Source organism: Pseudomonas sp. MPC6, from assembly GCF_006094435.1.
Lineage (GTDB): Bacteria > Pseudomonadota > Gammaproteobacteria > Pseudomonadales > Pseudomonadaceae > Aquipseudomonas.
Genome location: NZ_CP034783.1, coordinates 43,099 through 69,480, shown reverse-complemented (window position 1 = coordinate 69,480; position 26,382 = coordinate 43,099). Strand labels below are relative to the sequence as shown.

Sequence of the window (26,382 nt, the reverse complement as noted above, 5' to 3'; positions counted from 1 at the left end):
GCAAAACGGTCCCCGCGTTTAACGGTTCCTGTTTTACCTGGGCCTTGTTTAACGAGCTCTGGGCGGAACCGAGCGCGTGCGGCCGCTGCCATCGATGGCGACGAATACGAATACCGCTTCAGTCACTTTACGCCATTCGCTGGACAACGGATCGTCGCTCCAGACCTCGACCATCATCTGGATCGAGCTGCGGCCGATTTCCAGCGCCTGGGTATAGAAGGAGAGCTGAGCGCCCACCGCAACCGGTACCAGAAACGCCATGCGATCGATCGCCACGGTGGCTACGCGCCCGCCCGCGACCTTGCTGGCCATTGCGGTGCCGGCCAAATCCATCTGCGCCACCAGCCAGCCGCCGAAAATATCGCCAAAGCCGTTGGTTTCGCGCGGGAGTGCGGTGATTTGCAGGGCCAGGTCGCCTTGCGGGATTGGATCTTCTTGTTCGAGCTCTAACATGCCGGGGGTGCCTCTGACCCGTAACTCTCATTGGTACTTCAAGGTGAATAGCCGTCTCAAGGAAAAACGATTCAGCCCCGAACATACTACGTTCGTCACGTTTTTCGTAAGGCGCCTAAAGGGAAACTCTGCGAAATCGCCTATCAACCCCGGCAGGCGTTTTCGCACAGCAACCCTTGCAGGTTGTCGCAAGATTGCAAGTATATCGATCGGTAGACTCCGAGACGACCGTCTGGTTCTCATTTTGACCGTCAAATACGCACATCCATGTGCTTTTTCGACCAATTTGCTATCGTGCCGGACCTGCCCAAGCCTCCGCCAGCGTTGTGGGGGTTGCAGATCCGACTAAAGAGAAGCCCTTGCCATGACCACCACAGCGCCTTCGAACATCGCGCAACCCTCCCAATCCGCACGTCCGTTGACCCGCAGCGACTACAAGACGTTATCGCTGTCTGCCCTGGGTGGTGCGCTGGAGTTCTACGACTTCATCATTTTCGTGTTCTTCGCCACGGTGGTGGGCAAGCTGTTCTTCCCGGCCGACATGCCGGAATGGCTGCGCCTGATGCAGACATTCGGCATTTTTGCCGCCGGTTACCTGGCACGACCGCTGGGTGGCATCGTCATGGCGCACTTCGGTGACCTGCTGGGTCGCAAGAAGATGTTCACGTTGAGTATTTTCATGATGGCGGTGCCGACCCTGATCATGGGTTTGCTGCCGACTTACGCGCAGATCGGCATGTGGGCGCCGATCCTGTTGCTGCTGATGCGGGTGATCCAGGGCGCGGCGATTGGCGGTGAAGTGCCGGGCGCCTGGGTATTCGTGTCCGAACACGTGCCCCAGCGGCACATCGGTTACGCTTGCGGCACCCTGACCAGCGGTCTGACGGCGGGTATTCTGCTGGGCTCATTGGTCGCCACGGCGATCAACAGCTTCTACACCCCGGTGGAAGTCGCGGATTATGCCTGGCGGATTCCGTTCCTGCTGGGCGGTGTGTTCGGCCTGTTCTCGGTTTATCTGCGCCGCTGGCTGCACGAGACCCCCGTGTTCGCCGAGTTGCAGCTGCGCAAGGCGCTGGCGGAAGAAGTGCCGTTGCGTGCGGTGTTGCGTGACCATCGCGGTGCGATCCTGATTTCCATGCTGCTGACCTGGCTGCTGTCCGCTGCGATCGTGGTATTGATCCTGATGACGCCGACCGTGCTGCAGACCGTCTACCACTTCTCGCCGACCACGTCGCTGCAAGCCAATAGCCTGGCGATCGTGTTTCTGAGCTTCGGCTGCATCATTGCCGGCGCATTGTCGGATCGGTTCGGCGCAGGCCGGGTCTTCGTGTTCGGCTGCACGGCGCTATTGCTCACCTCCTGGACCTTCTACCACAGCCTGGCCGCGCACCCCGACTGGCTGTTCCCCCTGTACTCCCTGACCGGCCTGCTGGTCGGCACCATCGGCGCCGTGCCCTATGTAATGGTCAAGGCCTTCCCGCCCGTGGTGCGTTTCAGTGGCCTGTCGTTTTCCTACAACGTCGCCTACGCCATCTTTGGCGGCCTGACCCCGATGATCGTCAGCCTGCTGCTCAAGGAAAGCCCGATGGGGCCGGCGTATTACGTGGCGGTGCTGTGCGGTGTGGGGATTGTGGTGGGTGGGTATCTCTGGAGAAAGGGCCGCTAAGCCGGCTTGATGTATCGACTGCACTGGCCCCTTCGCGAGCAAGCCCGCTCCCACATTTAACCGAGTTCTCCCAGAGGATTGCGGTCGAGTGTGTGAGCGGGCTTGCTCCGGGCGGCGTTCCGACGAAGAACGATAACTCGGTGTACTTATAGAACACCGAATGCTGGCCTTTCATCCAATTGTCATATTTCAGCCATAGAGTGTTCACACGGCCTGCTGATACTTGGCCCCGACTTAACACACCCTATCTGCTAGGAGTAAGGCATGAAACTGAAGCGTTTGATGGCGGCAATGACTTTTGTCGCTGCTGGCGTTGCGACTGCCAACGCGGTTGCCGCTGTTGACCCTGCGATCCCGAGCTACACCAAGACCACTGGTGTGTCGGGCAACCTGTCCAGCGTCGGCTCCGATACCCTGGCCAACCTCATGACCCTGTGGGCTGAGAACTACAAAAAAGAATACCCGAACGTCAACATCCAGATTCAGGCCGCCGGTTCGTCTACCGCGCCGCCTGCGCTGACTGAAGGCACCGCTAACCTGGGCCCGATGAGCCGCAAGATGAAGGACAACGAGCTGCAGGCCTTCGAAACCAAATACGGCTACAAGCCAACCGCGATTCCGGTGGCCGTGGACGCCTTGGCGGTGTTCGTGCACAAGGACAACCCGATCCAGCACATGACCATGGAACAAGTCGACGCGATCTTCTCGTCCACTCGTCTGTGCGGCGCCAAAGCCGATGTGAAAACCTGGGGTGACCTGGGTGTGACCGGCGACCTGGCGAACAAGCCGGTTCAGCTGTTCGGTCGTAACTCGGTATCGGGCACCTATGGCTACTTCAAGGAAGAGGCCCTGTGCAAAGGTGACTACAAGCCAAACGTCAACGAACAACCAGGTTCGGCTTCGGTTGTGCAGTCGATCAGCTCCTCGCTGAACGGAGTGGGCTACTCGGGCATCGGCTACAAGACCGCCAGCGTGAAGACAGTGGCCCTGGCCAAGAAAGGCAGCGCAGAGTTCATTGAAGACACTGAAGAGAACGCCCTGAACGGCAAGTACCCGCTGTCGCGCTTCCTCTACGTCTACGTCAACAAAGCGCCGAACAAGCCTCTGGCCCCGCTGGAAGCCGAGTTCGTGAAGCTGATCCTGTCCAAGCAGGGCCAGGAAGTTGTAGTGAAAGACGGCTACATCCCGCTGCCAGCCAAGGTTGCTGCAAAAGCACTGGCTGACCTGGGTTTGCAGGAAGGTAGCAACGTAGCAAAAAAGTAAAACCCTAGGTCCGGGGGATAACCCCGGACCTGTGTAGGAGCCGGCTTGCCGGCGAAGGGGTCAGCACATTCAACATTGATGTTGAATGATCCGCCGCCTTCGCCAGCAAGCCGGCTCCTACATCCCCGAATATTCACTCCGCTGCCGGTTTCCACAGGCGGCGGATTTGTTGCGTCACTGCACTGTCATCTTTCTGTCATACAGGATCGCTAGGGTGTGCGAATGAATGATCTGGCCAATTCCCCCATGACTACAAATCCCCCCAAGCGAATTGACTTCAATACGCCTGAGCTGCAACGCAAGCGCCGTATTCGTGCGCTCAAAGATCGCCTGACCCGCTGGTACGTCCTTATTGGCGGCCTCGCTGTCCTGGGCGCGATCACACTGATCTTCTTCTTCCTCGGCTACGTCGTTCTGCCCCTGTTCCAGGGCGCCGACCTGACCGCCAAAGACGCCATCACCCCTGCCTGGATGCAAGACGCCGGCAAGCCATTGATGATCTCCCTGGAAGAGCAGAACCAGGTCGCCTTGCGGGTTTCCGACAAGGGGCAGGCACTGTTCTTCGACATCGACAATGGCGCCGAACTCAGGCGCGTCGACCTGCCGGTTCCGGCGGGTGCCAGCGTCACCTCGATCGGTGAAGACCAGCCAGGTCATCCGCTGGTAGCCGTGGGCTTTTCCAACGGCCAGGCCCTGGTGTTCCGTCATACCTATAAAGTCACTTACCCGGACGGCAAGAAGACCATCTCGCCGGCCATCGAGTACCCGTATGGCGAAACCCCGATTACGTTGAACGAGGCAGGCGGTGCGCTGGAGCACGTCAGCCTCAACGCCACCGATACGACCCTGATGCTGGTCGGTTCCACCGGTTCGCAACTCAATGTCTTGTCGCTGACCAGCGAAGAAAACATGATGACCGGTGAAATCACCAGCGAGCAGAAGCGCATCGATCTGCCGCAGATGACCGAGCCGGTAAAAAACATCTTCGTCGACCCGCGTCAGCAGTGGCTGTACGTGATCAACGGTCGTGCGCAAGCCGATGTGTTCAGCCTGCGCGACAAGAGCCTCAACGGTCGCTACAAGTTGCTCGAAAACGGCGAGGCCGAGATTACTGCCAGCACCCAGTTGGTGGGCGGTATCTCGCTGATCCTCGGCGATTCCAAAGGCGGCCTGGCCCAGTGGTTCATGGCGCGCGACCCTGATGGCGAATCGCGTCTGAAGCAGATCCGCAGCTTCCAGATGGGCAGCACGCCGATCGTTGAAATCACCGCCGAAGAACGTCGCAAAGGCTTCATCGCCCTCGACGCCTCCGGCAAGCTCGGCGTGTTCCACAGCACCGCCCACCGCACCTTGCTGGTGGACCAGGTGGTCGAAGGCCAAGGGATCTTCGGTCTGTCGCCACGGGCCAACCGCGTGATCGTGGAAGCGGGCGGCAAGATTCAACCGCTGCTGCTCGACAACCCGCACCCGGAAGTGTCCTGGAGCGCGCTGTGGAGCAAGGTCTGGTACGAGAACTACGACGAGCCTAAATACGTCTGGCAATCGACCGCCGCAAACACCGATTTCGAACCCAAATTGAGCCTGGCGCCCCTGACCTTCGGTACGTTGAAGGCCGCGTTCTACGCCATGTTGCTGGCCGCGCCACTGGCGGTTGCCGCGGCGATCTACACCGCCTACTTCATGGCCCCGGGCATGCGCCGCAAGGTCAAGCCGGTGATCGAGCTGATGGAAGCGATGCCGACGGTGATCCTCGGTTTCTTCGCCGGCCTGTTCCTCGCGCCTTATGTAGAAGGGCATCTGCCGGGCATCTTCAGCCTGCTGATGCTGTTGCCGATCGGCATCCTGGTCGCCGGTTTTGTCTTCAGCCGCCTGCCTGAGGCCATTCGCCTGAAAGTGCCGGACGGTTGGGAAAGCGCGATTCTGATTCCGGTGATCCTGTTTGTGGGCTGGTTGTCGCTGTACATGAGCCCGTACATGGAAACCTGGTTCTTCGGCGGCGACATGCGCATGTGGATCTCCCACGACTTAGGGATCACCTACGACCAGCGCAACGCACTGGTGGTCGGTCTGGCCATGGGCTTCGCCGTTATTCCGAACATCTACTCCATCGCCGAAGACGCGGTGTTCAGCGTGCCGCGTGGCCTGACCCTGGGTTCCCTGGCCCTCGGAGCCACGCCATGGCAGACCATGACTCGCGTGGTGCTCCTCACCGCCAGCCCGGGCATCTTCTCGGCACTGATGATCGGCATGGGCCGTGCGGTCGGTGAAACCATGATCGTGCTGATGGCCACCGGTAACACCCCGGTCATGGAAATGAACCTGTTCGAAGGCCTGCGCACCCTGGCCGCCAACGTCGCGGTGGAAATGCCGGAGTCGGAAGTCGGCGGCAGCCACTACCGCGTGCTGTTCCTCTCGGCGCTGGTGCTGCTGTTGTTCACCTTCGTCATGAACACCCTCGCAGAACTGATTCGTCAGCGCCTGCGCAAGAAATACTCGTCGCTTTAAGAAAGGTAGAAGTCTGTGAAACAGAACTCCCTGAATGGATGGTTCAAGAGCGGCGCCCCTGGCGTCTGGATGAGCGGTGGCGCGGTGTCCATCGCGGTCATCATGACCATTGGCCTGCTCGCGGTGATTGCCGTGCGCGGCTTGGGTCACTTTTGGCCGGCGGACCTGATCCACGCCAGCTACGACGTGCCGGGCCAGGCCAATCACCTGGTCGTCGGCGAAGTGGTGCAAAAGGAACAAGTGCCCCGCGAGCGCCTGAAAAGCGCTGGCCTGCCGGTGCCCGATCAGGGCCCGGAGTTCATGACCCGCGAGCTGATCAAGGTCGGCAACCGTGACCTGAACGGCAACGACTTCACCTGGATCGTCGGCGAGTGGCTGACGAATCAGAAAACGCCGCCGGAGCTGATGGCCGTCGAGCGTCGTGAGTGGGGCAACTTCTACGGCTACCTGGTCAACGTCAAACAGGACGGCAAGGTCATCGCCGAAGGCGAAGCCGCATGGCCGGAGTTGCAGGCCCGTGTCGCTCGCGTCAATGAGCTCGCGGCACAACTCAAGACCCTGGAGAAGTCCGATATCGGCGCGATCAACGCCGGCCTCGAACGCATCCGCCTGCATGGTCGCAAACTGGAACTGGCCGGTAAACTCGACGCCACCGCGCAAGCGGACATGGAGTCCGAGCGCGCCGAGCTGAACGCGCGTTATCAGGACATCGAAGCGCGTCTTGCCGACCTGCACGCCCAGTTCAACCGCGACAGCCTGACGGCCCGCGATGCCAACGGCAAAGAAATCGTCATCGATATCGGCAAGGTGGTGCATGCCTACCAGCCGAACGCCATGGGCACCTTCACCAAGATTGGCTTCTACTTCAGCAAGGTCTGGGAATTCCTCAGCGACGACCCGCGTGAAGCGAACACCGAAGGCGGGATCTTCCCGGCGATTTTCGGCACTGTGATGATGACCTTGATCATGGCGATGATCGTGACGCCGTTCGGTGTACTGGCGGCGGTTTACTTGCGTGAGTATGCCAAGCAGAACGCCTTGACCCGGATTATCCGCATCGCGGTGAACAACCTGGCGGGTGTTCCGGCCATCGTTTACGGCGTGTTCGGCCTGGGCTTCTTCGTCTATGTGCTGGGCGGCTCGGTCGACCGGTTGTTCTTCCCTGAAGCATTGCCGGCGCCGACCTTCGGTACGCCGGGTCTGCTCTGGGCGTCCCTGACCCTGGCGCTGCTGGCGGTGCCCGTGGTGATCGTGGCCACCGAAGAAGGCCTGGCGCGGATTCCCCGCACCGTGCGTGAAGGCTCGTTGGCCCTCGGCGCGACCAAGGCGGAAACCTTGTGGAAGATCGTGCTGCCGATGGCCAGCCCGGCGATGATGACCGGGATGATCCTCGCCGTGGCGCGCGCCGCCGGTGAAGTGGCGCCGCTGATGCTGGTGGGCGTGGTGAAACTGGCACCGTCGCTGCCGCTGGACGGCAACTACCCGTACTTGCACCTGGACCAGAAGATCATGCACCTGGGCTTCCATATTTATGACGTCGGCTTCCAGAGCCCGAACGTCGAAGCCGCACGGCCGCTGGTGTACGCCACAGCGCTGTTGCTGGTGCTGGTGATCGCGACATTGAACCTGTCGGCCGTCTACATCCGTAACCACCTGCGCGAAAAATACAAAGCGCTGGATAGCTAATCACCGCGGACCCTGTAGGAGCTGGCAAGCCAGCGAATGCGGCGGATCAGTCAACATCATCGTTGAATCTGAAATCGCCTTCGCTGGTAAGCCAGCTCCTACAGGGGACCGGCGTCAGACATGGATTTTGAGTAAGCCGCTGGCCCGAATACTAAGCCAACGGTTAAACGAACCGAATTTGTCAGCACAGGGAGCCTCCCATGCAGCACGAAGCACATACCCACGGCATCAACATGTCCGCCCTGGGCCGCGACAAGCAGAGCCTGAGCCTCGAGCAGGAAACCGTAGCCATCGAAGTGCCGGGCCTGAGCCTGTTCTACGGCGATAAACAAGCGCTGTACGACGTCAGCATGAACATTCCGAAACAGCGCGTGACGGCCTTCATCGGCCCGTCCGGCTGCGGCAAGTCCACGCTGCTGCGCACCTTCAACCGCATGAACGACCTGGTCGACGGTTGCCGTGTAGAAGGCGCCATCAACCTGTACGGCAACAACATCTACCGCAAGGGTGAAGACGTGGCCGAGCTGCGTCGTCGCGTCGGCATGGTGTTCCAGAAGCCGAATCCGTTTCCGAAGACCATCTACGAAAACGTGGTTTACGGTTTGCGCATTCAGGGCATCAACAAGAAACGCGTACTCGACGAAGCCGTTGAGTGGGCGTTGAAAGGCGCCGCCTTGTGGGAAGAAGTCAAAGACCGCCTGCACGAATCGGCACTCGGCCTGTCCGGTGGTCAGCAGCAACGTCTGGTGATCGCGCGCACCATCGCCGTGGAACCGGAAGTGCTGCTGCTCGACGAACCGTGCTCGGCACTCGACCCGATCTCCACGTTGAAAGTCGAAGAACTGATCTACGAATTGAAATCGAAGTTCACCATTGTCATCGTGACCCACAACATGCAGCAGGCCGCGCGGGTTTCCGACTACACCGCATTCATGTACATGGGCAAACTGGTGGAGTTCGGCGACACCGACACCCTGTTCACCAATCCGGCGAAGAAGCAGACCGAAGACTACATTACCGGTCGTTATGGCTAGCAGGGCAGCCGCAAGCATCAAGCTGCAAGCGGCTGGAAACAAGCGTGCGATACCAGGACTCATACATAACTGCTTGAAGCTTGCAGCTTGAAGCTTGCAACTTTCGCGGAGCGAAACCGATGATTAGTAAAGAAGGCCTTACCCATCACATCTCTGCGCAGTTCAACGCTGAGCTCGAGGAAGTGCGCAGTCACCTCCTGGCCATGGGCGGGCTGGTGGAAAAGCAGGTCAATGACGCGGTCACCGCGCTGATCGAGGCCGACTCCGGCCTGGCCCAGCAGGTTCGCGAGATCGATGACCAGATCAATCAGATGGAACGCAACATCGACGAAGAATGCCTGCGCATCCTGGCCCGACGTCAACCGGCGGCGTCCGACCTGCGCTTGATCATCAGCATCTCCAAGTCGGTGATCGACCTGGAGCGCATCGGTGACGAAGCGACCAAGATCGCCCGTCGCGCCATTCAATTGTGCGAAGAAGGCGAAGCGCCACGCGGCTACGTCGAAGTGCGCCACATCGGCGACCAGGTGCGCAACATGGTTCGCGACGCACTGGACGCCTTTGCCCGTTTCGACGCCGACCTCGCGTTGTCGGTGGCGCAGTACGACAAAATCATCGACCGCGAATACAAGACGGCATTGCGCGAGCTGGCCACCTACATGATGGAAGACCCGCGTTCTATTTCGCGAGTCTTGAGCATTATCTGGGTCCTGCGTTCGCTGGAGCGGATTGGCGACCACGCGCGCAACATTTCCGAACTGGTGATTTACCTGGTGCGCGGCACGGACGTGCGTCACCTGGGCCTTAAACGCATGAAAGAAGAAGTTGAAGGTACCAGTAGCGAAACCGCTAATGTTCCGGGCAACGCTGACGATAAGTAAGATGCCCCGAGAAAAGCGCCCGGCCCTTTGGCCGGGCGTTTTTGTTTGTGGGTTACCTGTTTGAAAGCAGCGCCCGCGAACGAAAAGTCCCGGCGTGACTGCAATGCAGTTCTGTAGGAGCTGGCTTGCCAGCGAAGGGGTCGTCACCTGCCACATTGGTATCGTCTGATACACCGCCTTCGCCAGCAAGCCGGCTTCTACAGTTTTGGCAATGTGCCGTCAGCGAAAGGCAATGCCTGCCAGGATTTTTAAAGGGGTGGTGGATGAGTAAGGTCAGTGTATTGGTCGTGGACGACGCGTCGTTCATTCGTGACCTGGTGAAGAAGTGCCTGCGCAACTACTTCCCGGGCATCCGCATCGAAGAAGCGGTCAACGGCAGGAAAGCTCAGTCCTTGCTGGCACGGGGGATGTTCGACCTCGTGCTGTGCGACTGGGAAATGCCGGAAATGTCCGGCCTGGAACTGCTGACCTGGTGCCGCGAGCAGGACCACCTCAAGACCCTGCCATTCGTGATGGTGACCAGTCGCGGCGACAAAGAGAATGTCGTCCAGGCGATCCAGGCCGGCGTTTCCGGTTACGTCAGCAAACCCTTCACCAACGAGCAGTTGGTGACCAAGGTCAAGCAGGCACTGAACAAGGTTGGCAAGCTCGATGCCTTGATCAACAGCGTGCCGAGCAAAATCAATTCGGCCTTCGGTAATGATTCCCTGAATGCATTGACGGGCGGTACGTCCGCTGTGGTCGCGCCACCTGCCGTCGCCGCCGCGCCGACTGCAGCGTCTCGCGGTTTGCTCAACAGCCCACCGGTCAAGGCGCCAGCGTCCTCGGGACTCAGCGGTGGTCGCGGCCAGGGCCAACTGCGTTTACCCAATGGCATTGCGCAGTGTGTGATCAAGGCCTTGAGCCTCAGGGAGGCACTGCTGGTGGTCAAGCGTACTGACTCCCTGCCACAAGTCCTCGACTGCGCCGTGCTCGATCTGGAACAGGGCGACAACGCCGAAACCGCTCGCCTGAACGGCTACCTGCACGCCATCGTCGCCCATGAGCCCAAACCCGACAGCCAATGGTTGCAGCTGACGTTTCGTTTTGTCGATCAGGATGCGCAGAAGCTGGACTACATCTCCCGGTTGATTGCGCGTGGCACGGCGCAGAAGCATTTCATTCCCGGCGCGTAATCGTCGTTGCCTGTCAGACCGCCTTCGTCGGAACGCCGCCCACCCCTTCAAGTCTAAACATACAAGCGAGCTTGCTCGCGAAGGGGCCGGCACATACACCACACATCCGTCGGCCTGCCCATTTTGAAACATCTGCCCACTAGCCCGGTCCATTGCAGCTGCTAGGCTCATCTCCCAGGCCTTACTCGACAGAATCTTGCCCATGCTCGCGCGCCTGCTGTTTTTCTGTGGTCTTTTCCTGGCCTCCACCTCGGCTGTGGCCATTACGATCTACAAGTCCAAAGACGCCCATGGCGTGGTCTCCTACAGCGACCGCCCCACGCAGGGCGCCCAGGTGTTCGTTTTTCGCGATCGCATGGTCGAGCGCCTCGAGCGTCAGGTGTACCTCGATATCAAGAAGCAGAAGGGCATGGACAGCGTTTACGTGCGCAATGACCTGTATGCCCCGGTCGAGATCGAATTAAGTTTTGCCAGGTTGAAGAACGTCAGCGGCGCACCGAGCCGGCCGATCCGCCGGGTCATGCCGGCGCGCAGCAACATTCGTCTGGCGCTGCTCACCGCCACCCAAGCCGGAAAGCCTCTGGTGTATGCCCCAAGGTTCCAGTATTCCCTGGGCGACCCCTCAGGAACCGCCATGGCCTATCGTTATCCGTTGCCCTGGCGTGGCGGGCCGTTTCGCTTGAGTCAGGGGGCCAATGGTCAATACAGCCACTTCGGTGCCAAGAGCCGTTACGCCATGGACATCGCCATGCCTGAAGGTACGCCGATCATCGCGGCCCGGGGCGGGGTGGTGGTGAAAACCGAGAACAGTCAGACCGGGCGCGGCACCGATCCATCGGGGAATTTCGTGCGGGTGCTGCACGATGACGGGACCATGGGCGTGTATTTGCACCTCAAGCAAGGGTCGGTAAGCGTTGGCGAGGGGCAGCGGGTTTCGGTGGGGAGTGCGCTGGCGCTGTCGGGCAACACCGGCAACAGCAGCGGGCCGCATTTGCACTTTGTCGTTCAGCGCAATACCGGGTTGGGGCTGGTGTCTATTCCGTACCAGTTCAATCAGCCGGTGGGGGCGTTGCCCAACTTTGCGTTGGGCAAACAATGATGTATTGCCTGTTCTGACGCCTTCGCGAGCAAGCCCGCTCCCACATTGGTTTTGTGTCGATCACATGAAATTGGCTCGACGCAGATCAAGTGTGGGAGCGGGCTTGCTCGCGAAGGGATCGACGTCGATCCGGATCAGCACATCAATCCAGCATCAACACCTTCGCCAGCACAATCTTCGGCCCTTTCATCTTCTTGATGATGATCCGCAACCCTTCGACTTCCAGCACTTCTTCCTCTTCCGGAACCCGTTTCAGGGTTTCGTAGATCAACCCGGCAAGGGTTTCGGCTTCGATGTGGTCCAGGTCAATGCCCAGCAGGCGCTCGACCTTGAACAGCGGCGTATCGCCCCGCACCAGCAGCTTGCCCGGCTGGTACGCGAGGATCCCGCGCTCCGCCTTGCGATGTTCGTCCTGAATGTCGCCCACCAGCACTTCCAGCACGTCTTCCATGGTCAGGTAGCCGATGATGTTGCCATCCGCTTCTTCGACCAGGGCGAAGTGCGAGCCACCCTTGCGGAACTGTTCCAGCAACTGCGACAGCGGCATGTGCCGGGACACGCGCTCCAGCGGGCGGGTCAGTTCGGCGAGGTTGAACGACTCGGGAATGTGGTCCAGGGCCGCCAGTTCCAGCAGCAGATCCTTGATGTGCAGCAGGCCGACGAATTCCTGGCGATCGCTGTCGTACACCGGGTAACGGCTGAATTTGTGGCGACGGAACATCGCCAGGATTTCCTTGAGCGGCGCGTTGAACTCCAGGGTCACCAGGTCTTCCCGGGAGTTGGCCCAGTCGACCACTTCCAGCTCGCCCATTTCCACCGCCGACGCCAACACGCGCATGCCCTGGTCGCTCGGGTCCTGACCGCGGCTGGAGTGCAGGATCAGCTTGAGTTCTTCGCGGCTGTAATGGTGCTCATGATGCGGGCCGGGCTCACCCTGGCCGGCGATCCGCAGGATCGTGTTGGCGCTGGCGTTCAGCAGGTAAATCGCCGGGTACATGGCCCAGTAGAACAGGTACAGCGGCACCGCGGTCCACAGCGACAGCAGCTCGGGTTTACGGATGGCCCAGGATTTCGGCGCCAATTCGCCGACCACGATGTGCAGGTACGAAATGATGAAAAACGCGGTGAAGAACGAGACGCCCTTGACCACTTCGGCGGACTCTACGCCCACGGCGCTCAATACCGGCTCGAGAATGTGAGCGAACGCGGGTTCACCGACCCAGCCAAGGCCCAGGGAGGCGAGGGTGATACCCAGTTGGCACGCCGACAGGTAAGCATCGAGCTGACTGTGTACGGTGCGCAGAATGTGTCCACGCCAGCCGTTCTTTTCAGCGATGGCCTCGACCCGGGTCGAGCGCAATTTGACCATGGCGAATTCCGCCGCAACGAAAAAGCCGTTGAGCAAAACCAGGATCAGAGCAAAAAGAATCATGCCGAAATCGGCGAAAAGTGTTGCGAGGGTCAAGCCAGGGGATGGGTCCATGATGGAGTTTTGCGGTTTCCGTGTATTCAAAAAAGGAGGAAATGCGGTGCCTGAAGGGCAGGCACAAGTCAGCCAATGTAGCGGCTGACCATGTGATTGACTAGTGGCGTGTGCTGGCCGGTATCAGTCGGCGGGGCTGATGACCCGGGTTTTGCTGACCTGGGCCGGCGCAAAATGGCAGGTAAAGGTGCTTCCGTGGCCGGGCACGCTGCTGATTTCCATCCGCGCGCGGTGTCGCAGCAGCACGTGTTTGACGATGGCCAGCCCGAGCCCGGTGCCGCCGGTGTTGGAGTTGCGGCTGGAATCGACTCGGTAGAAACGTTCGGTCAGGCGCGGCAGGTGTTTGCTGTCGATGCCGATCCCGGAATCCTGCACGCTCAGGTGCGCGCCTTGCTCATCGCCCCACCAGCGAATGCGGATATTGCCTTCGGCCGGGGTGTATTTCACCGCGTTGAACACCAGATTGGAAAATGCGCTGCGCAATTCGGCTTCGCTGCCCCTGAGCAGGATGGTCGGGTCGGCTTCCAGGGTGATGCGCTGGTTTTTCTGGCCCGACAGTTGTTGAGCATCGCTCTTGATCGATTGCAGCAAGCCGTCAATGGCCACCGGCTGGTTGTCCGACGGATAATCGGTGGCTTCCAGCTTGGCCAGCAATAGCAAGTCGTTGAGCAAGGTCTGCATGCGCCCGCCTTGCTGCTGCATTTGCTGCAAGGCGCGGGACCAGCGCGGGTTCACGTCTTCGACATTGTCGAGCAGGGTTTCCAGGTAACCGCAGATCACCGTCAGTGGCGTGCGCAGCTCGTGGGAGACGTTGGCGATGAAGTCTTTGCGCATTTGCTCCAGCTGATGAATGCGCGTGACGTCGCGCACCAGCATCAGGTGTTCGTTGTTGCCGTAGCGGGTGATGTACAGCTGAATGCGCAGGCGATCGTTGATCGGTGAAGGGATTTCCAGCGGCTCGGCGTAGCTGTCCTGCTCGAAGTACTCCTTGAAGCGCGGATGGCGTACCAGGTTGGTCACCGGCTGGCCGCTGTCTTGTGGCGTCTTGAGGCCGAGCAGGGTTTCGGCGGCGCGGTTCCACCATTCGAGGTTGCCGTCGCTGTCGAGCATGATCACCGCGTCTTTCAATGCGGCGGTGGACTCCTGGACCCGGTCGATCACCGCTTGCAGGCGCCCGCGAACCCGTTGGTCGCGGCGTTGCAGGTGGTAGATGCTGTCGAACACTTCACCCCACAGGCCATAGCCGTCGGGCGGCGCTTCGTCGGGTTTATGCAGGCGCAGCCATTCGTGCAGGCGCAGCAGTTGCTTGAGGGTCCAGGCCAGGTACAGGCCCAGGCCCGCGGCGAGGCTCCAGCCGTAGTAGCCGGAAATCAGGCCGATCACCAGGCAGGCGGTGACCAGCAGCAGCATGTGGCGGATCAGGGTGCCATGCCAGTTTTGGTTCACTAAAAGCGCGTCCTTGTCAGCTTGTCGGGCGAAGATCAGGCTTTGGTAGAAAACCGGTAGCCGGTGCCACGCACGGTTTGTACCAGATTTTCATAGGCATCACCGAGGGCTTTGCGCAGGCGGCGGATATGCACATCGACGGTGCGCTCTTCGACATAGACGTTGCCGCCCCAGACCTGGTCCAGCAACTGACCACGGGTGTAGGCGCGTTCCTGGTGAGTCATGAAAAACTGCAGCAGGCGGTATTCGGTCGGGCCCATCTCGGCGGGTTTGCCGTCGATGGTCACGCGATGGCTGATCGGGTCCAGCAGCAGGCCGCCGATTTCGATCGGCGCTTCACCGTCGGTAGGCCCGGCTCGGCGCAACACGGCCTTGAGGCGCGCCACCAGCTCGCGCGGGGAAAAGGGTTTGGTGATGTAGTCGTCGGCGCCGACTTCCAGGCCCTGGATCTTGTTGTCTTCTTCGCCCTTGGCGGTGAGCATGATGATCGGGATGTCCCCGGTCAGCTCATCGCGCTTGAGGCGGCGGGCCAGTTCGATACCGGACGTGCCCGGCAGCATCCAGTCCAGCAGAATCAGATCCGGCTTGCGGTCGACGATGATGGCGTGGGCTTGCTGCGAGTTTTCCGCCTCCATGCAATCGTAGCCGGCCATTTCCAACGCAACGGCGATCATTTCGCGAATGGGCGCTTCGTCGTCGACGATCAGAATGCTCCTGCCAACCATGCGTTAATCCTCTTGTCATTTAACTGTCTTGCGCCGCATTAGATAACGGAATTATTGCAGTCGTGTGACAGTATTTTAGTCGCCCGGCGATTGTCATGATCCTGAACTAAGCTTTAAGTCCGAATCCTGACAACCACAAAAGGAAGGTTTTCATGAAACAATACCCGCATTCCTTCAAAGCCCTGCTGTTGGCCGCTGCCCTGGCATTGCCGACAATGGCCTTTGCTGCCGAGCCAGTCATGATGAAAGACGGTGTGATGGCCGACCATAAGGGCATGACCCTGTACACGTTCGACAAGGACACTGGCGGCAAGTCGGTGTGCACCGGTCAGTGCGCGGAAAACTGGCCGCCGTTCAAGGCGGAAGCGGGTGCCAAGGCCGAGGGTAAATGGTCGATCGTCAAGCGTGATGATGGCACGATGCAATGGGCCTATGACGGCAAGCCGCTGTACTACTTCATGAAAGATAAAAAGCCAGGAGACAAGGAAGGCGACAAGATGAAAGACGTCTGGCACGTCATCACCAACTCCGGGCCGAAGATGTAAGCTCCCTGTAGGAGCGAGCTTGCTCGCGATAAACGTGAGGACAACGCGGTTATCCAGGTCGCAGGCGTTATCGTTAACGTCTATCGCGAGCAAGCTTGCTCCTACACAAAGCGAGTCTCGCCTGCTAAAACTTCCGCGGCCTCAACGCAACGCGTAATCCAGCACAATCCCCACGAAAATCGCCAACCCCGCCCAGTGGTTGTGCAAGAACGCCTTGAAGCAACGCATCCGGTCCTTGCCGCGGGTGTACCAGAACTCCCAGGCAAAACAGCCCGCCGCCGCTAGCAATCCTAGATGAAACCAGCCGCCCAACTCGAACGTCGAGCCGGCGAGCAGCAGGCAACCCAGCGCCAACCCTTGCAGGGTCAGGATGATCACCCGGTCCGCCTCACCGAACAGAATGGCCGTGGATTTCACGCCGATTCTCAAATCGTCATCGCGATCGGTCATGGCGTAATACGTGTCGTAGCCCACTGTCCACAGCAGGTTGGCGATCCACAGCAACCACGCCGCGGCGGGCAGTTCGCCGGTTTCGGCGGTGAACGCCATCGGCATCCCCCAGGAGAACGCCGCGCCCAGCACTACCTGCGGGTAATAGGTGTAGCGCTTCATGAACGGATAACTGAACGCCAGCGCCAGGCCGCCGAACGATAGCCAGACGGTCGCCGCGTTGGTACACAGCACCAGCAGGAAACTCAGGCCCATCAGCAGCGCAAAAAATATCAACGCTTCCCTGGAGCTGATCTTGCCGCTCACCAACGGTCGCTGTTCGGTGCGTTTCACATGGCCGTCGACCTTGCGATCGGCCCAATCGTTGATCACGCAACCGCCCGCGCGCGTCAGCACCACGCCGAGGACGAAAATCACGATATTGGCCAGGGACGGTGAACCTTTCCCTGCAATCCACAACGCCCACAGCGTCGGCCACAACAGCAGGTAAATGCCGATCGGCTTGTCCATGCGCGTCAGCTGAATGAAGTCCCATGCCCGAGGGTTCACGCGATTCAGGGACTTGAGCAGGCTCTGGTACATCAGCAATTCTCCGGATGGGCGCGGGTAGCGCGCCACAAGGTCGGCAGGAAAATTTCGGCCACCAGCACGCTCAGGGCGCCACGGTCGAAGCGCGAACGGCGGCCCCACAACCCGGGCGCTCGGGCCTCTGCCGGCAGCCATTCCTGAGGATAGTGACAAACCTCGATGGCCCGGCGCTGGAATGCCTGGTCGCAAAACAGCAATTCACCCAGGGAACGGCTGCCCAATTCGTCCATGTGCAAACCGTCGCCCTGCAACGCACTGCGCGACGCCACGCTGCGGGCAAAGACCCAGGCTTCGCCATGCCCGCGCAGATACACCTCGCGCACCCAACCCTCGCTGCCTTCGGCCAGGTCCAGCGCGGCACATTCGTCGGCCCGCAGTGGCTGCCAGCCTTCGAACAGCGGCGTGACACTGAAACCGTCATTCGACAGCCGGGTCAGTCGCCGGGTCAGCGAACCTTCATCGAACAGCCAGTCGAGGGTAGACGTGTCGGGGAGGGGCGTCAGCCGGCTTTGGGAGAGCCAGAGAAGCGTCGCGCAGGGGGAGTTTGAGTGTTGCACAGTGAGTCATTATTGGCAGCAAATGAGGCCGCGAGCTTACCATGTCAGTCGGCGATTTTGATTGATCCGCCCTTTCGTTACGCCGAAGGCTTGCATCTGCCGGGCCCGATCAGTACAAAACGCCCCTGAGCCGGACGGCAGCGCTCCAACCATCGACCGTTCGCGCCGGCAAAAGCCTGAATCTGAGGATGTACCTGAATGAAAAAGTGGCAATGTGTAGTCTGCGGCCTGATCTATAACGAAGCCGACGGCTGGCCGGATGACGGGATTGCGCCGGGCACCCTGTGGCAGGACGTGCCGGAAGACTGGCTGTGCCCGGATTGCGGCGTGGGCAAGATGGATTTCGAAATGATCGAAATCAACTAAGACTTCAGAGGAGTAAGGCATGAACGCACCTGTCGTGATCGTTGGCACCGGGCTGGCTGGCTACAATCTGGCCCGGGAGTTTCGCAAACTCGATGGCGAAACCCCGCTGCTATTGATTACCGCAGATGACGGACGCTCCTACTCCAAGCCGATGCTCTCCACCGGCTTTGGCAAGAACAAGGACGCCGATGGCCTGAGCATGGCCGAGCCGGGCACCATGGCCGAACAGTTGAAGGCCGAAGTGCGTACCCACACCCGTATCAGCGGCATCGACCCGGGCCACAAGCGCCTGTGGATCGGCGAAGAATCGGTGATCTACCGCGACCTGGTGCTGGCCTGGGGTGCGGAAACCGTGCGCGTGCCCATCGATGGCGATGCGGCGGATTGCGTGTTCCCGATCAACGACCTGGAAGACTACGCCCGCTTTCGCGCGGCAGCGGCCGGCAAGCGTCGGGTGTTGTTGCTCGGCGCCGGCCTGATCGGTTGTGAGTTCGCTAACGACCTGATGCTCGGCGGTTACCAGGTGCAACTGGTTGCACCCTGCGAGCAGGTGATGCCGACCCTGCTGCACCCGGCGGCTGCCGCGGCGGTCCAGGCCGGACTGGAAAGCCTGGGCGCACGCTTCCACCTCGGGCCGGTGCTCAACCGCCTGCAGCGAGTCGCTGACGGGCTGGAAGCGCATCTGTCCGATGGCCAGGTGATTCCTTGCGATGTGGTGGTGTCGGCCATCGGCCTGCGCCCGCGCATCGACCTGGCCGCTGCTGCCGGTGTGCAGGTCAATCGCGGTGTGGTGGTCGACCGTCACCTGAAAACCTCCCACGCCAATATCTACGCGCTGGGGGATTGCGCCGAAGTCGATGGGCTGAATCTGCTGTACGTCATGCCCCTGATGAGCTGTGCGAGAGCACTGGCGCAAACCCTCGCCGGAAACCCCACCGCCGTGAGTTACGGACCGATGCCGATCACCGTGAAAACCCCGGTCTGCCCCTTGGTGGTGTCGCCACCACCACGGGGCACGGAAGGTGTCTGGACGGTCGAAGGGCAGGGCGCCGACATCAAGGTTTTATGCCGTGACGCCAGTGGAAATTTGCTCGGTTATGCCCTGACAGGCGCGGCGGTGATGGAAAAACTGGCACTGAACAAAGAGCTTCCGCCACTGCTGGCGTAAATAGCGGTCGTTCTGTCGGAATCACCCCGCTTTTGCCCCTACAAAGGTCGCGCCGAGACTGGCGCGGCTCTGTCGTGCGTGCCATCCTCATTCCCGTCTGCCGCAGAGTAGAGCATCTGCGGCACCTTGGGCGCTGTTCCAACGAGAACGGCACGGACATAACAACAAAAAACCGTCAAAGGGGCTTCACTAATGCGTAAACCAGATCTCGCCGCTGCAATCGCGGAAAAAGCAGACCTCACCAAAGAACAGGCCAATCGCGTTCTCAACGCCGTTCTCGAAGAAATCACCGCCGCTCTGCACCGCAAGGACAGCGTTACGCTGGTGGGCTTCGGGACCTTCCTGCAACGCCATCGCGGCGCACGTACGGGCAAGAACCCGCAAACCGGTGAGCCAGTGAAAATCAAGGCCAGTAATACCGTTGCGTTCAAGCCGGGCAAGTTTTTGAAAGATAGTGTTAATCCGTAATCCGTCTCTCCACCCGCGATGCGGGGGAGTGGAATAAAAAATGGGCACGCCAACGAGGTTGGGTGCCCATTTTTTATGCGGCACGACGCTGTTCTTTGTAGGAGCTGGCTTGCCAGCGAAGGCGGTGTGTCAGGCGACATCAATATTGAGCGACGCGCCGCCATCGCCATTTCGGGCTCATCCGGATGTTCCAGCACTCGCTCCACCAATGCACTCTGTCAGAATGCGACTGAGCGGTGTGAGCCGTCCACATCGTCGGAGATGGCGCTGACGGCCAGTAGATTTTCTGAGCTGTCCCCTGATTTGTTTTAAAGGTCTGAAACACTGTAGGGCTGAAGCTCGGCGATCTGAGACAGAAATGTCAGATGCTCCACCGCCTTTACTTTCTCTAGATGATCGAGAGTGTCCGGACCGCCGAACATCAGCGCTGGCACGAAGCCGTACATCTCGTCGTGACGCAGGGTGCCCAGCTTTTTCTTCGCCGGTTTGAACAGGTCATCGAAATCGTTGTACTCCACTTCTGTAGACAAAAGAAAATCTTGTAGTTCTCTGTCCATTTCACCACTGGTAATTTCAAAGTCGTGGACAAAATACTGAGAAATAAAACTAGTAATTTTAAGCGAGAACCCCGTTTTTTCACCCCATAAATACAAATCGCCAAAGGCACTTCGGGCAATCAAATGGTAAGTGTCACGTTCTTCAAGTTTCGTCCCTTCAATCCACGACGACACTACACCTTCATACTCTTGCGGGTTAACGATCCAAAAAATCCCCTCACCGTAACCACACCAACCATGTTCGGCCCAATATTCCAACAAGAGATTCGGCAGCTTGCCTCTATAGCGCTCGATGCTTGAAGCGGGAACTTCCTGCCGATCAACAGGCCCACCAAATTTCTCGATAAACCTTGCAAATACTCTATCCATGCAACGCTCCTTAGGTAGTTAGAATTTATGTAGCCTGTATTGAGAAAAATTGATGTTCTCATTGAAAAAAATCCTGTCGTCCTCGGTCGGCGCTATGATTTTTGACCGGAGCGACGGGAAGAGTACCTACGCTTGGGCGTGGCGATAGTCATCTTTAAAAGTCTGAAAAACTGTAAGGCTGAAGCTCGGTGATCTGAGACAGCAGCGTCAGATGCTCCACCGCCTTTACTTTCTCCAGATGAGCGAGAGTGTCCGGGCCGCCGAACATCAGCGCTGGAACAAAGCCGTACATCTCGTCGTGACGAAGAGTTCCGAGCTTTTTCTTTGCCGGTTTGAACAGGTCGCCATAATCGTTGGAATCCACATTCCTGGAAAGTACAAAATTTTGTAATTCTCTGTCCATCTCCTCATTCGTAATGTCGAAACTTTTAATAACTACCCGAGAAAGAACACTTGTTATTTTAAGCGAAAATCCCGTTTTTTCGCCCCAGAGATACAAGTCGCCAAAGGCGCCACGGGCAATCAGGTGGTAGGTATCAAATGCTTTGAATTCCGTCCCCTCAAGCCAGGACGTCACCACCCCCTCGTATTCTTGAGGGTTCACTATCCAAAAAATGCCATCACCGTAACCGCACCAGCCGTGTTCGGCCCAGTATTCCAATAGCTGATTAGGCAGCTTGCCTCTATAGCGCTCAATGCTTGACGCTGGTACTTCCTGCCGATCAACAGGTCCGCCAAACGTCTCCAGAAAAATTGAAAACACCTCATCCATTACTTTTTCCTTAACATTTATGAAATCTGACAATGAGATAGGTGTTAATGATCGGTGATTCCTTGGAAATCTGCGCTTTGATGCTTTAAAGATCTGAAAAGCTATACGGCTGAAGCTCGGCGATCTGAGACAGTAATGTCAGATGCTCTACCGACTTTACTTTCTCAAGATGAGCGAGAGTGTCCGGACCGCCGAACAGCAGCGCTGGAACAAAACCGTACATCTCGTCGTGACGAAGAGTGCCGAGCTTTTTCTTTGCCGGTTTGAACAGGTCGTCATAATTGTTGTAACTAACTTCCGTGGAAAGCAAGAAATTTTGCAGTTCTTTATTCAATTGCTCTCCTGCAAATATCGAGGTGTGGGTAGTATATCGTGAAAGACAACTCGTAATAGTAAGTGAAGCACCCGTTTTTTCGCCCCAAAGGTGCAGGTGGCCAAAGGCACTGCGAGCAATTAGATGATAGTTATCAGCCGCTTCAAATTTTGTCCCTTCAATCCAGGACGCCACCACCCCATCATATTCCTGAGGATTCACGATCCAGAAAATTCCCTCACCATAACCGCACCATCCGTGTTCGGCCCAGTATTCCAGCAACAGATTGGGCAGTTTACCTCTGTAACGGTCGATACTTGAAATCGGTACTTCCTGCCGATCAACCGGTCCACCGAATTTCTCTATAAACCTTGCAAATATTTTATCCACGCCATGCCTCCTTATTACTAACACTTATGTAGTTTTACATTGAGGAAGGTTGACTCACGCATTGATGGGGGAACGCTTTCAGCCGCAGCCTTCAAGTTTGCGATTTTCGGCCTCCACTGAGGACCGATACTGGAATTGACTTGTCGATCACCGAAGTCACCAATTATATCCTTGCCGCCAGCGCTCAGATCGGGATTATGCAGTCCTGCAAGATTTGACATAGTATCCTTGGATTTTTTGATGGCTGCCGCTTCAGCGTCGAATGCATCCATGGTCTGCGAAAACTCACCTTGAAAACGCTTTTGCAGTTGAGCTGCCAAAGCTTCTCGGGCTTGACTGGCGGCAGATCTGCTGCGCTTCACTGGATTTGCAATATTCTCCAAATACTCATCAACCGTCAGTCGATTCAGCCCGTCCTCTTGCCCCTTCAACTGTCGCTCGAACTCTCCGATTTTAGACGCTGGCAGCTTGTCCGCTTTGAAACATTCGACTTTATGAAGCGGCATTGCGTTCGGTTTGTCACGGGGGGAGTCTTTTTCCTTTCCTGATGGACGATGTGCGGGTGGCCCTGGCTCCTGCTGGCCAAGGGCGCCTTTGCGCGGTGCCGAGGTTTGCAGGTCGGGTCGTTTTTTCAGTGCGTCTTCATGTTTGAGCATCCATGCGCCCAGCCGCGCACCTTTGGGGCTCGCTCGCATTTCCTGGGCGAGGATGTTTGCATTTCCTCGACCACGGGTAATGTAAGCAACGATGGCGCCCAGCAGCAGGGCGACGACCTCCACATGCCCCAGCGCGATGTCATGTGCGGCGCTTCTTTGGGCGAACGGATCGTCCCGGCTGAACGGGTTTAATCCTTCCTCTCCCCGAGGGCCTTTCCATGCGGTGTTGATGCCAGTCAGGTAATACTCGCCAATGCGCGGCAAGCCTTCGACGAAAAACTCGGCGATGGACGACAGGCCGAGTATGCCCAATATCCAGGTGCTGGCTTGCAACCCCATCGCGGCACCGGCGGCTCCCATGGGAATGGCGCCAGCCCCTCCGAGAAACGCGCCTGTACTCGCACCAATGGCTCCTCCGATCAACACACTGCCGGCAACGATCATTGCCATTTGACTGACGACGTCGATCAACTCGTTGAGGATGCTGGAGATGTCGAGGTCAGAGAAACGTTGCCTCAATAGACGGCCGGCTTCCCACTCGGCTTGGATGAACGCAGACCTGACACTGTTGATACGACGGATGTTGAGGGACAGGGAGGGGGCACGCTCGTTGAATGGCGTGCGATAGGTGGCTCCTCCTTGATAGCCCATTTGATGAGTTATGCGGTTTTCAATCTCGCGCCACGTGGGCACGATGTGCGATAAAAACATTCGAGAGTCTTCCTGACAATTCGCCCGTTAGTGCGTTGATAATCCCGGTGTCCATTACCGAATTACGCTAACAAGTTATTGAAAGGGGGGATGTAGGAAGGGTCTTTTGCCGTTGTCGGAAACTTCCCTTATTTCGGGATGTTGCATTGGTGACTGGTAATGGCGCGTTTCAAGTTGCAACGTGATGGGGTGTCGTTATGCAGTGGAACGTTTTTTGTTTCTGAAGTGATTAGCAACATTGCGTAGACGCAAGCTTGTTCGCGAAGGTGGACTGGTGTCCGGCAGCGATGTCGACTGACACGGCCTCTTCGCTGGCAAGCCAGCTCCTACAGGTGGATGTCCTCGATATCTCTCTACGCCTTGACCGCAGGCGCCGCCGGATTCGGTGAGTCGATGTGATCCAGTGCTCGTTCCACCAGTAGATACACGCCGTCGGCCATTCTGCTGATTGCCAAGGCAACGGAACGGCTTCGGCCTTCTACGTCGTCGGCCAGGTCTGCGGCGATGGCGCTGATGGACAGCAGGTCTTCTGAGGCGTTGGCCAGGAGGGCTTCGGTTTGGATGTCGGGGGAAACGGTGAAGAGGTGGCCGTTTCGGGGGCTTGGGGGATTGGGTGTTGGTTTGATCATTGGAGTAGTACCGATATTAAGGAGCTAACACCAATTCGCTTGCACTTCGAAAGAGGTGGCAGCTGTGTATAGGTGTGCAAGACCGGAATCGGCAAACCGGCAGACCCGAAGGTCTCCCACACACAGCCGCCATAACAATCCGCGAGCATAGGAAAACGCTCGATGAATAGCCATAAACGATTGTGCCGATTCAGGACTTGCACGTCCGAGTCACCGATTATTCGGTGACAGCCAGAGGTTATCGGTGAAAGCAATGGGCGGGTAGTTCATGGATGGCGCCGCGTAATGTAGGAAATTTCCGAAAAGATTGAAGGAACCGAGAGCCAAAAAATTACAGCCTGCGGCAACAATTACAGAAAGGTCGAAGTCCTCGCTGCTTTGGTGAGTACTGGTAATGACTTGGTAGTCATCGTCATCAAAAACTACGACATCTTCTTCTAACGCAACGAGATGGTGGTGTTCTCGCTTGGAGCCGCTACACTGCGCCGGCCGTTCATTTTCCATTGAGGCTGTACGTATGAAATTTCGTTTTCTTCTGTGGGTTTTGGGTCTGTTGATGGGTAAGGCCAGCCGGACTAATCCTGCGTTCCAGCAGCAGTTGGGTGACAAGGATCTGGTGTTCCAGCTGCAGACTCTTGATGGGAAGGTGGCGCGGCATTTCCGGGTGAAGGATCAGCGCATTATCAGCAAGTCCGGTGTGTATGCCGAGCCGGCGTTTGCGATTGCCTTTAAAGATGCGGCGTATGGCTTTGCGACGATGCAGGCGAAGAACAAGCAGTTGGCGTTTATGACGGGGATTCAGGACAAGTCGATTCAGATCAAGGGCAACCCGGCGCTGGTGATCTGGTTTCAGGGGTTGACCAAGTATTTGAAGCCGCGCAAGGCCAAAGCCAAGGTTTGAGGTGGTCAGTCAGACCGAGGTGGATTCATCGCGGGCAAGCCACGCTCCCACAGGTTTTGCGTCGTTACCAAATGGGGTGAGCGACGCGATCCTGTGGGATGCTTTTCAGGGGTGGGTGAATTGGGACGCGAGTTCGCGCAGCAGCAGTTCAGCCTCAAGCACTTTACTGACGACCTCGTCGGCTTTGTCGCGGCTGATGTTCAGGCGCTCCAGCAGGGCGTCGGGGATGTCTTCGACCGGGCCTGCGCCGACGCCGCGGCTGCGCAGCAGACGTACGGCCAGGCAGACGAGGTTCGGGTATTCGGCGTAGTCGCCGTCGTAGCTCGGGTCGTGCTGGAAGCGCAGGGCGGTGGCCAGTTCATCGGGCATGTCCCAGTAGCGCATCAGCCACGCGCCGATCTGTTCGCGACTGATGCCCAGCAGGTGTTGCTCGACAAAACTGTGGGACAGGTGCGGGTTGACCTCCAGGTGGCGGCAGATCAGCGAGAAGTGCGGCGGGAACACGTGGGCCAGCAACAGGTAGCCGAAGTTGTGCAGCAGACCCGCAAGGTAGGTCAGGCCGGCTTCGGGACGCTGGGCGCGGGGCATGGCGCGGGTCAGGCCTTCGATGACGGCGGCGGTGTAGATCGACTGCTGCCAGTACGGCGTGGTCTGTTGCGGGTGATCCTTGGGCAGGCTCAGGGTTTTGCCCAGGGCCAGGCCCAGCGCCAGGTTGATCACCAGGTCGAAGCCCAGCACCCGGACGATGGCGTCTTCCACTGAGCGAATCTTGCTCGGCGAAGCGTAGTAGGGCGACGCCGCCCAGCTGATGACTTGTGCGGCCAGGGCCGGGTCGGTTTCGACGACGCCGGTGATGTCGTCGATGGTGGCGTTGGGATCGACCCGCAGCTTGATGATTTTTTGCGCGGTCGTGGCCAGGGGCGGAATTTCGATGGTCTCTTCCAGGCGTTGCTGGATGCGTCGTGCAGTGAACGCCTGGACGGCCTGGGTGATTTCCTGGCGGTCATCGTCGGGCCGATCGAGGTTGGGGCGGATGCTGGTCAGGGTTTCGCCGAAGTGGGCGGCGCTGGCCTTGGTCAGCAGGGTTTTGAAGTCTTCGCGGGCGACTTCCAGCCATACGCCTGGCTCCCCCGAGTCGATCAACAAGGTCGGTTCGCGCAGCAGGCTTTCTTCGTACAGGCACGGCGAACTGGTCAGCGCCGGCAGGCCGGGCAGCAGGCTCAGGTTGTGCTTGCCGAGCATTTTAACCCGACGTTCGGGGGACACGGCGGTCAGGCGGCGGCCAGTGAGTTCGGTGAGGCGGTGGAGGTCCAGCAATTGGCTTTGAGGAAACAGCACCATGAGCGTGCCGACCGTATCGTCGAGCAGAACCGCCTGCACTTTGCGCGCGGCGCTCAGGCCGCGGTGGTCGAAGACTTCATCAAAGGCAATGCCCTGCTTGCCCAGCAGCAGCCGAATTGCAGACGGCGTACGCGGAGTTTCGGGGGCGAGGGCAGCGTCAGTCATGGTGTCGATCCGTTCTCGAA

24 protein-coding genes and 1 pseudogene are annotated in these 26,382 nt (G+C 58.6%); 13 read left to right on the top strand and 12 right to left on the bottom strand.

Annotation, left to right across the window (positions count from 1 at the left end):
• Positions 1–48: 48 nt before the first annotated feature.
• Positions 49–453: an acyl-CoA thioesterase gene (locus ELQ88_RS02250; RefSeq protein ID WP_128874523.1), complete on the bottom strand. Its 405-nt coding sequence runs from the start codon at positions 451–453 to the stop codon at positions 49–51.
• Positions 454–817: 364 nt separating this feature from the next.
• Between ELQ88_RS02250 and ELQ88_RS02245 the strand changes: the two genes are divergently transcribed.
• From ELQ88_RS02245 to ELQ88_RS02210, 8 genes are all read left to right on the top strand, one after another.
• The gene (locus ELQ88_RS02245; RefSeq protein WP_128874522.1) at positions 818–2,119 is read left to right on the top strand and encodes an MFS transporter; all 1,302 of its coding nucleotides are present in this window, start codon (positions 818–820) and stop codon (positions 2,117–2,119) included.
• A gap of 264 nt (positions 2,120–2,383) precedes the next feature.
• Positions 2,384–3,382 carry a phosphate ABC transporter substrate-binding protein PstS family protein gene (locus tag ELQ88_RS02240; protein ID WP_138963417.1) on the top strand — a complete coding sequence of 333 codons (999 nt, stop codon included), beginning with the start codon at positions 2,384–2,386 and terminating at the stop codon, positions 3,380–3,382.
• 222 nt (positions 3,383–3,604) lie between these two features.
• On the top strand, positions 3,605–5,887 hold the full coding sequence (locus ELQ88_RS02235; RefSeq protein WP_138963415.1) for an ABC transporter permease subunit: 2,283 nt from the start codon (positions 3,605–3,607) through the stop codon (positions 5,885–5,887).
• A 69-nt stretch (positions 5,888–5,956) separates the two neighbouring features.
• Positions 5,957–7,573 (top strand): phosphate ABC transporter permease PstA, encoded by a 1,617-nt coding sequence (gene pstA / locus ELQ88_RS02230; protein ID WP_178084733.1) that lies wholly within the window; start codon positions 5,957–5,959, stop codon positions 7,571–7,573.
• A 200-nt stretch (positions 7,574–7,773) separates the two neighbouring features.
• Positions 7,774–8,607 carry a phosphate ABC transporter ATP-binding protein PstB gene (pstB, locus tag ELQ88_RS02225; RefSeq protein WP_128874518.1) on the top strand — a complete coding sequence of 278 codons (834 nt, stop codon included), beginning with the start codon at positions 7,774–7,776 and terminating at the stop codon, positions 8,605–8,607.
• Between the two features lie 119 nt (positions 8,608–8,726).
• Entirely contained in the window at positions 8,727–9,488 is a 762-nt protein-coding gene (gene phoU, locus ELQ88_RS02220; protein WP_128874517.1) for a phosphate signaling complex protein PhoU, read from the top strand.
• A 263-nt stretch (positions 9,489–9,751) separates the two neighbouring features.
• Entirely contained in the window at positions 9,752–10,663 is a 912-nt protein-coding gene (locus ELQ88_RS02215) for a response regulator (RefSeq protein ID WP_128874516.1), read from the top strand.
• Positions 10,664–10,865: 202 nt separating this feature from the next.
• Positions 10,866–11,762: a peptidoglycan DD-metalloendopeptidase family protein gene (locus tag ELQ88_RS02210; RefSeq protein ID WP_138963411.1), complete on the top strand. Its 897-nt coding sequence runs from the start codon at positions 10,866–10,868 to the stop codon at positions 11,760–11,762.
• A 142-nt stretch (positions 11,763–11,904) separates the two neighbouring features.
• Here the strand turns inward: ELQ88_RS02210 and ELQ88_RS02205 are convergent, their stop codons facing one another.
• From ELQ88_RS02205 to phoB, 3 genes are all read right to left on the bottom strand, one after another.
• Positions 11,905–13,245, bottom strand: coding sequence for a hemolysin family protein (locus ELQ88_RS02205; RefSeq protein ID WP_138963409.1), 1,341 nt, complete (start codon positions 13,243–13,245; stop codon positions 11,905–11,907).
• A 123-nt stretch (positions 13,246–13,368) separates the two neighbouring features.
• The gene (gene phoR, locus ELQ88_RS02200) at positions 13,369–14,655 is read right to left on the bottom strand and encodes a phosphate regulon sensor histidine kinase PhoR (RefSeq protein WP_228761665.1); all 1,287 of its coding nucleotides are present in this window, start codon (positions 14,653–14,655) and stop codon (positions 13,369–13,371) included.
• Between the two features lie 71 nt (positions 14,656–14,726).
• Positions 14,727–15,416 (bottom strand): phosphate regulon transcriptional regulator PhoB, encoded by a 690-nt coding sequence (gene phoB / locus ELQ88_RS02195; protein WP_128874514.1) that lies wholly within the window; start codon positions 15,414–15,416, stop codon positions 14,727–14,729.
• A gap of 152 nt (positions 15,417–15,568) precedes the next feature.
• On the opposite strand from phoB, the gene ELQ88_RS02190 reads away from it, so the two are divergent.
• Complete coding sequence (locus ELQ88_RS02190) at positions 15,569–15,961, top strand: hypothetical protein (protein ID WP_138963407.1); 393 nt, start codon at positions 15,569–15,571, stop codon at positions 15,959–15,961.
• 141 nt (positions 15,962–16,102) lie between these two features.
• Here ELQ88_RS02190 and ubiA read toward each other — a convergent pair whose 3' ends face one another.
• Together ubiA and ELQ88_RS02180 are read right to left on the bottom strand one after the other, a co-directional pair.
• Positions 16,103–16,993, bottom strand: a complete 891-nt coding sequence (gene ubiA, locus ELQ88_RS02185; RefSeq protein WP_128874511.1) for a 4-hydroxybenzoate octaprenyltransferase — start codon at positions 16,991–16,993, stop codon at positions 16,103–16,105.
• Positions 16,993–17,556, bottom strand: a complete 564-nt coding sequence (locus ELQ88_RS02180; protein WP_128874510.1) for a chorismate lyase — start codon at positions 17,554–17,556, stop codon at positions 16,993–16,995. The genes ubiA and ELQ88_RS02180 overlap by 1 nt, the downstream gene beginning before the upstream one ends.
• Positions 17,557–17,754: 198 nt before the next feature.
• Here ELQ88_RS02180 and ELQ88_RS02175 point away from each other — a divergent pair, with 198 nt between their 5' ends.
• The 3 genes from ELQ88_RS02175 (at position 17,755) to ELQ88_RS02165 (ending at position 19,558) form a co-directional block, all read left to right on the top strand.
• Positions 17,755–17,922: a rubredoxin gene (locus tag ELQ88_RS02175; protein ID WP_007954349.1), complete on the top strand. Its 168-nt coding sequence runs from the start codon at positions 17,755–17,757 to the stop codon at positions 17,920–17,922.
• Positions 17,923–17,941: 19 nt separating this feature from the next.
• Positions 17,942–19,090: an FAD-dependent oxidoreductase gene (locus tag ELQ88_RS02170; protein WP_138963405.1), complete on the top strand. Its 1,149-nt coding sequence runs from the start codon at positions 17,942–17,944 to the stop codon at positions 19,088–19,090.
• Positions 19,091–19,282: 192 nt separating this feature from the next.
• Positions 19,283–19,558 (top strand): HU family DNA-binding protein, encoded by a 276-nt coding sequence (locus ELQ88_RS02165; RefSeq protein ID WP_064680455.1) that lies wholly within the window; start codon positions 19,283–19,285, stop codon positions 19,556–19,558.
• Between the two features lie 308 nt (positions 19,559–19,866).
• Here ELQ88_RS02165 and ELQ88_RS02160 read toward each other — a convergent pair whose 3' ends face one another.
• The 5 genes and pseudogenes from ELQ88_RS02160 to ELQ88_RS02140 form a co-directional block, all read right to left on the bottom strand.
• The gene (locus ELQ88_RS02160) at positions 19,867–20,484 is read right to left on the bottom strand and encodes a GAD-like domain-containing protein (RefSeq protein WP_138963403.1); all 618 of its coding nucleotides are present in this window, start codon (positions 20,482–20,484) and stop codon (positions 19,867–19,869) included.
• Positions 20,485–20,638: 154 nt separating this feature from the next.
• On the bottom strand, positions 20,639–21,256 hold the full coding sequence (locus ELQ88_RS02155; RefSeq protein ID WP_138963402.1) for a GAD-like domain-containing protein: 618 nt from the start codon (positions 21,254–21,256) through the stop codon (positions 20,639–20,641).
• Between the two features lie 85 nt (positions 21,257–21,341).
• Entirely contained in the window at positions 21,342–21,959 is a 618-nt protein-coding gene (locus tag ELQ88_RS02150; protein WP_128874505.1) for a GAD-like domain-containing protein, read from the bottom strand.
• Positions 21,960–21,976: 17 nt separating this feature from the next.
• Positions 21,977–23,326 (bottom strand): DUF6861 domain-containing protein, encoded by a 1,350-nt coding sequence (locus tag ELQ88_RS02145; protein WP_138963400.1) that lies wholly within the window; start codon positions 23,324–23,326, stop codon positions 21,977–21,979.
• A 353-nt stretch (positions 23,327–23,679) separates the two neighbouring features.
• Positions 23,680–23,910: pseudogene (locus tag ELQ88_RS02140) on the bottom strand (DUF6124 family protein); the annotation flags it as partial.
• 562 nt (positions 23,911–24,472) lie between these two features.
• Here ELQ88_RS02140 and ELQ88_RS02130 point away from each other — a divergent pair.
• Positions 24,473–24,856, top strand: a complete 384-nt coding sequence (locus ELQ88_RS02130; protein ID WP_138969479.1) for a helicase — start codon at positions 24,473–24,475, stop codon at positions 24,854–24,856.
• A gap of 105 nt (positions 24,857–24,961) precedes the next feature.
• Here the strand turns inward: ELQ88_RS02130 and ELQ88_RS02125 are convergent, their stop codons facing one another.
• A complete protein-coding gene (locus ELQ88_RS02125; RefSeq protein WP_138963394.1) occupies positions 24,962–26,362 on the bottom strand; it encodes an aminoacyl-tRNA deacylase and HDOD domain-containing protein in 1,401 nt (466 codons plus the stop codon).
• Between the last annotated feature and the right edge of the window lie 20 nt (positions 26,363–26,382).

What these genes read in the sequence shown, in the direction of transcription:
- ELQ88_RS02160 (WP_138963403.1), bottom strand. Translation starts at nt 20,484, where the DNA reads ATGGATAGAGTATTTGCAAGGTTTATCGAGAAATTTGGTGGGCCTGTT.
- ubiA (WP_128874511.1), bottom strand. Translation starts at nt 16,993, where the DNA reads ATGTACCAGAGCCTGCTCAAGTCCCTGAATCGCGTGAACCCTCGGGCA.
- ELQ88_RS02250 (WP_128874523.1), bottom strand. Translation starts at nt 453, where the DNA reads ATGTTAGAGCTCGAACAAGAAGATCCAATCCCGCAAGGCGACCTGGCC.
- ELQ88_RS02205 (WP_138963409.1), bottom strand. Translation starts at nt 13,245, where the DNA reads ATGGACCCATCCCCTGGCTTGACCCTCGCAACACTTTTCGCCGATTTC.
- ELQ88_RS02240 (WP_138963417.1), top strand. Translation starts at nt 2,384, where the DNA reads ATGAAACTGAAGCGTTTGATGGCGGCAATGACTTTTGTCGCTGCTGGC.
- phoB (WP_128874514.1), bottom strand. Translation starts at nt 15,416, where the DNA reads ATGGTTGGCAGGAGCATTCTGATCGTCGACGACGAAGCGCCCATTCGC.
- ELQ88_RS02190 (WP_138963407.1), top strand. Translation starts at nt 15,569, where the DNA reads ATGAAACAATACCCGCATTCCTTCAAAGCCCTGCTGTTGGCCGCTGCC.
- ELQ88_RS02175 (WP_007954349.1), top strand. Translation starts at nt 17,755, where the DNA reads ATGAAAAAGTGGCAATGTGTAGTCTGCGGCCTGATCTATAACGAAGCC.
- pstA (WP_178084733.1), top strand. Translation starts at nt 5,957, where the DNA reads ATGAGCGGTGGCGCGGTGTCCATCGCGGTCATCATGACCATTGGCCTG.
- ELQ88_RS02130 (WP_138969479.1), top strand. Translation starts at nt 24,473, where the DNA reads ATGAAATTTCGTTTTCTTCTGTGGGTTTTGGGTCTGTTGATGGGTAAG.
- phoU (WP_128874517.1), top strand. Translation starts at nt 8,727, where the DNA reads ATGATTAGTAAAGAAGGCCTTACCCATCACATCTCTGCGCAGTTCAAC.
- ELQ88_RS02215 (WP_128874516.1), top strand. Translation starts at nt 9,752, where the DNA reads ATGAGTAAGGTCAGTGTATTGGTCGTGGACGACGCGTCGTTCATTCGT.
- ELQ88_RS02145 (WP_138963400.1), bottom strand. Translation starts at nt 23,326, where the DNA reads ATGTTTTTATCGCACATCGTGCCCACGTGGCGCGAGATTGAAAACCGC.
- ELQ88_RS02235 (WP_138963415.1), top strand. Translation starts at nt 3,605, where the DNA reads ATGAATGATCTGGCCAATTCCCCCATGACTACAAATCCCCCCAAGCGA.
- ELQ88_RS02170 (WP_138963405.1), top strand. Translation starts at nt 17,942, where the DNA reads ATGAACGCACCTGTCGTGATCGTTGGCACCGGGCTGGCTGGCTACAAT.
- ELQ88_RS02210 (WP_138963411.1), top strand. Translation starts at nt 10,866, where the DNA reads ATGCTCGCGCGCCTGCTGTTTTTCTGTGGTCTTTTCCTGGCCTCCACC.
- phoR (WP_228761665.1), bottom strand. Translation starts at nt 14,655, where the DNA reads ATGCTGCTGCTGGTCACCGCCTGCCTGGTGATCGGCCTGATTTCCGGC.
- ELQ88_RS02155 (WP_138963402.1), bottom strand. Translation starts at nt 21,256, where the DNA reads ATGGATGAGGTGTTTTCAATTTTTCTGGAGACGTTTGGCGGACCTGTT.
- ELQ88_RS02165 (WP_064680455.1), top strand. Translation starts at nt 19,283, where the DNA reads ATGCGTAAACCAGATCTCGCCGCTGCAATCGCGGAAAAAGCAGACCTC.
- ELQ88_RS02245 (WP_128874522.1), top strand. Translation starts at nt 818, where the DNA reads ATGACCACCACAGCGCCTTCGAACATCGCGCAACCCTCCCAATCCGCA.
- ELQ88_RS02125 (WP_138963394.1), bottom strand. Translation starts at nt 26,362, where the DNA reads ATGACTGACGCTGCCCTCGCCCCCGAAACTCCGCGTACGCCGTCTGCA.
- pstB (WP_128874518.1), top strand. Translation starts at nt 7,774, where the DNA reads ATGCAGCACGAAGCACATACCCACGGCATCAACATGTCCGCCCTGGGC.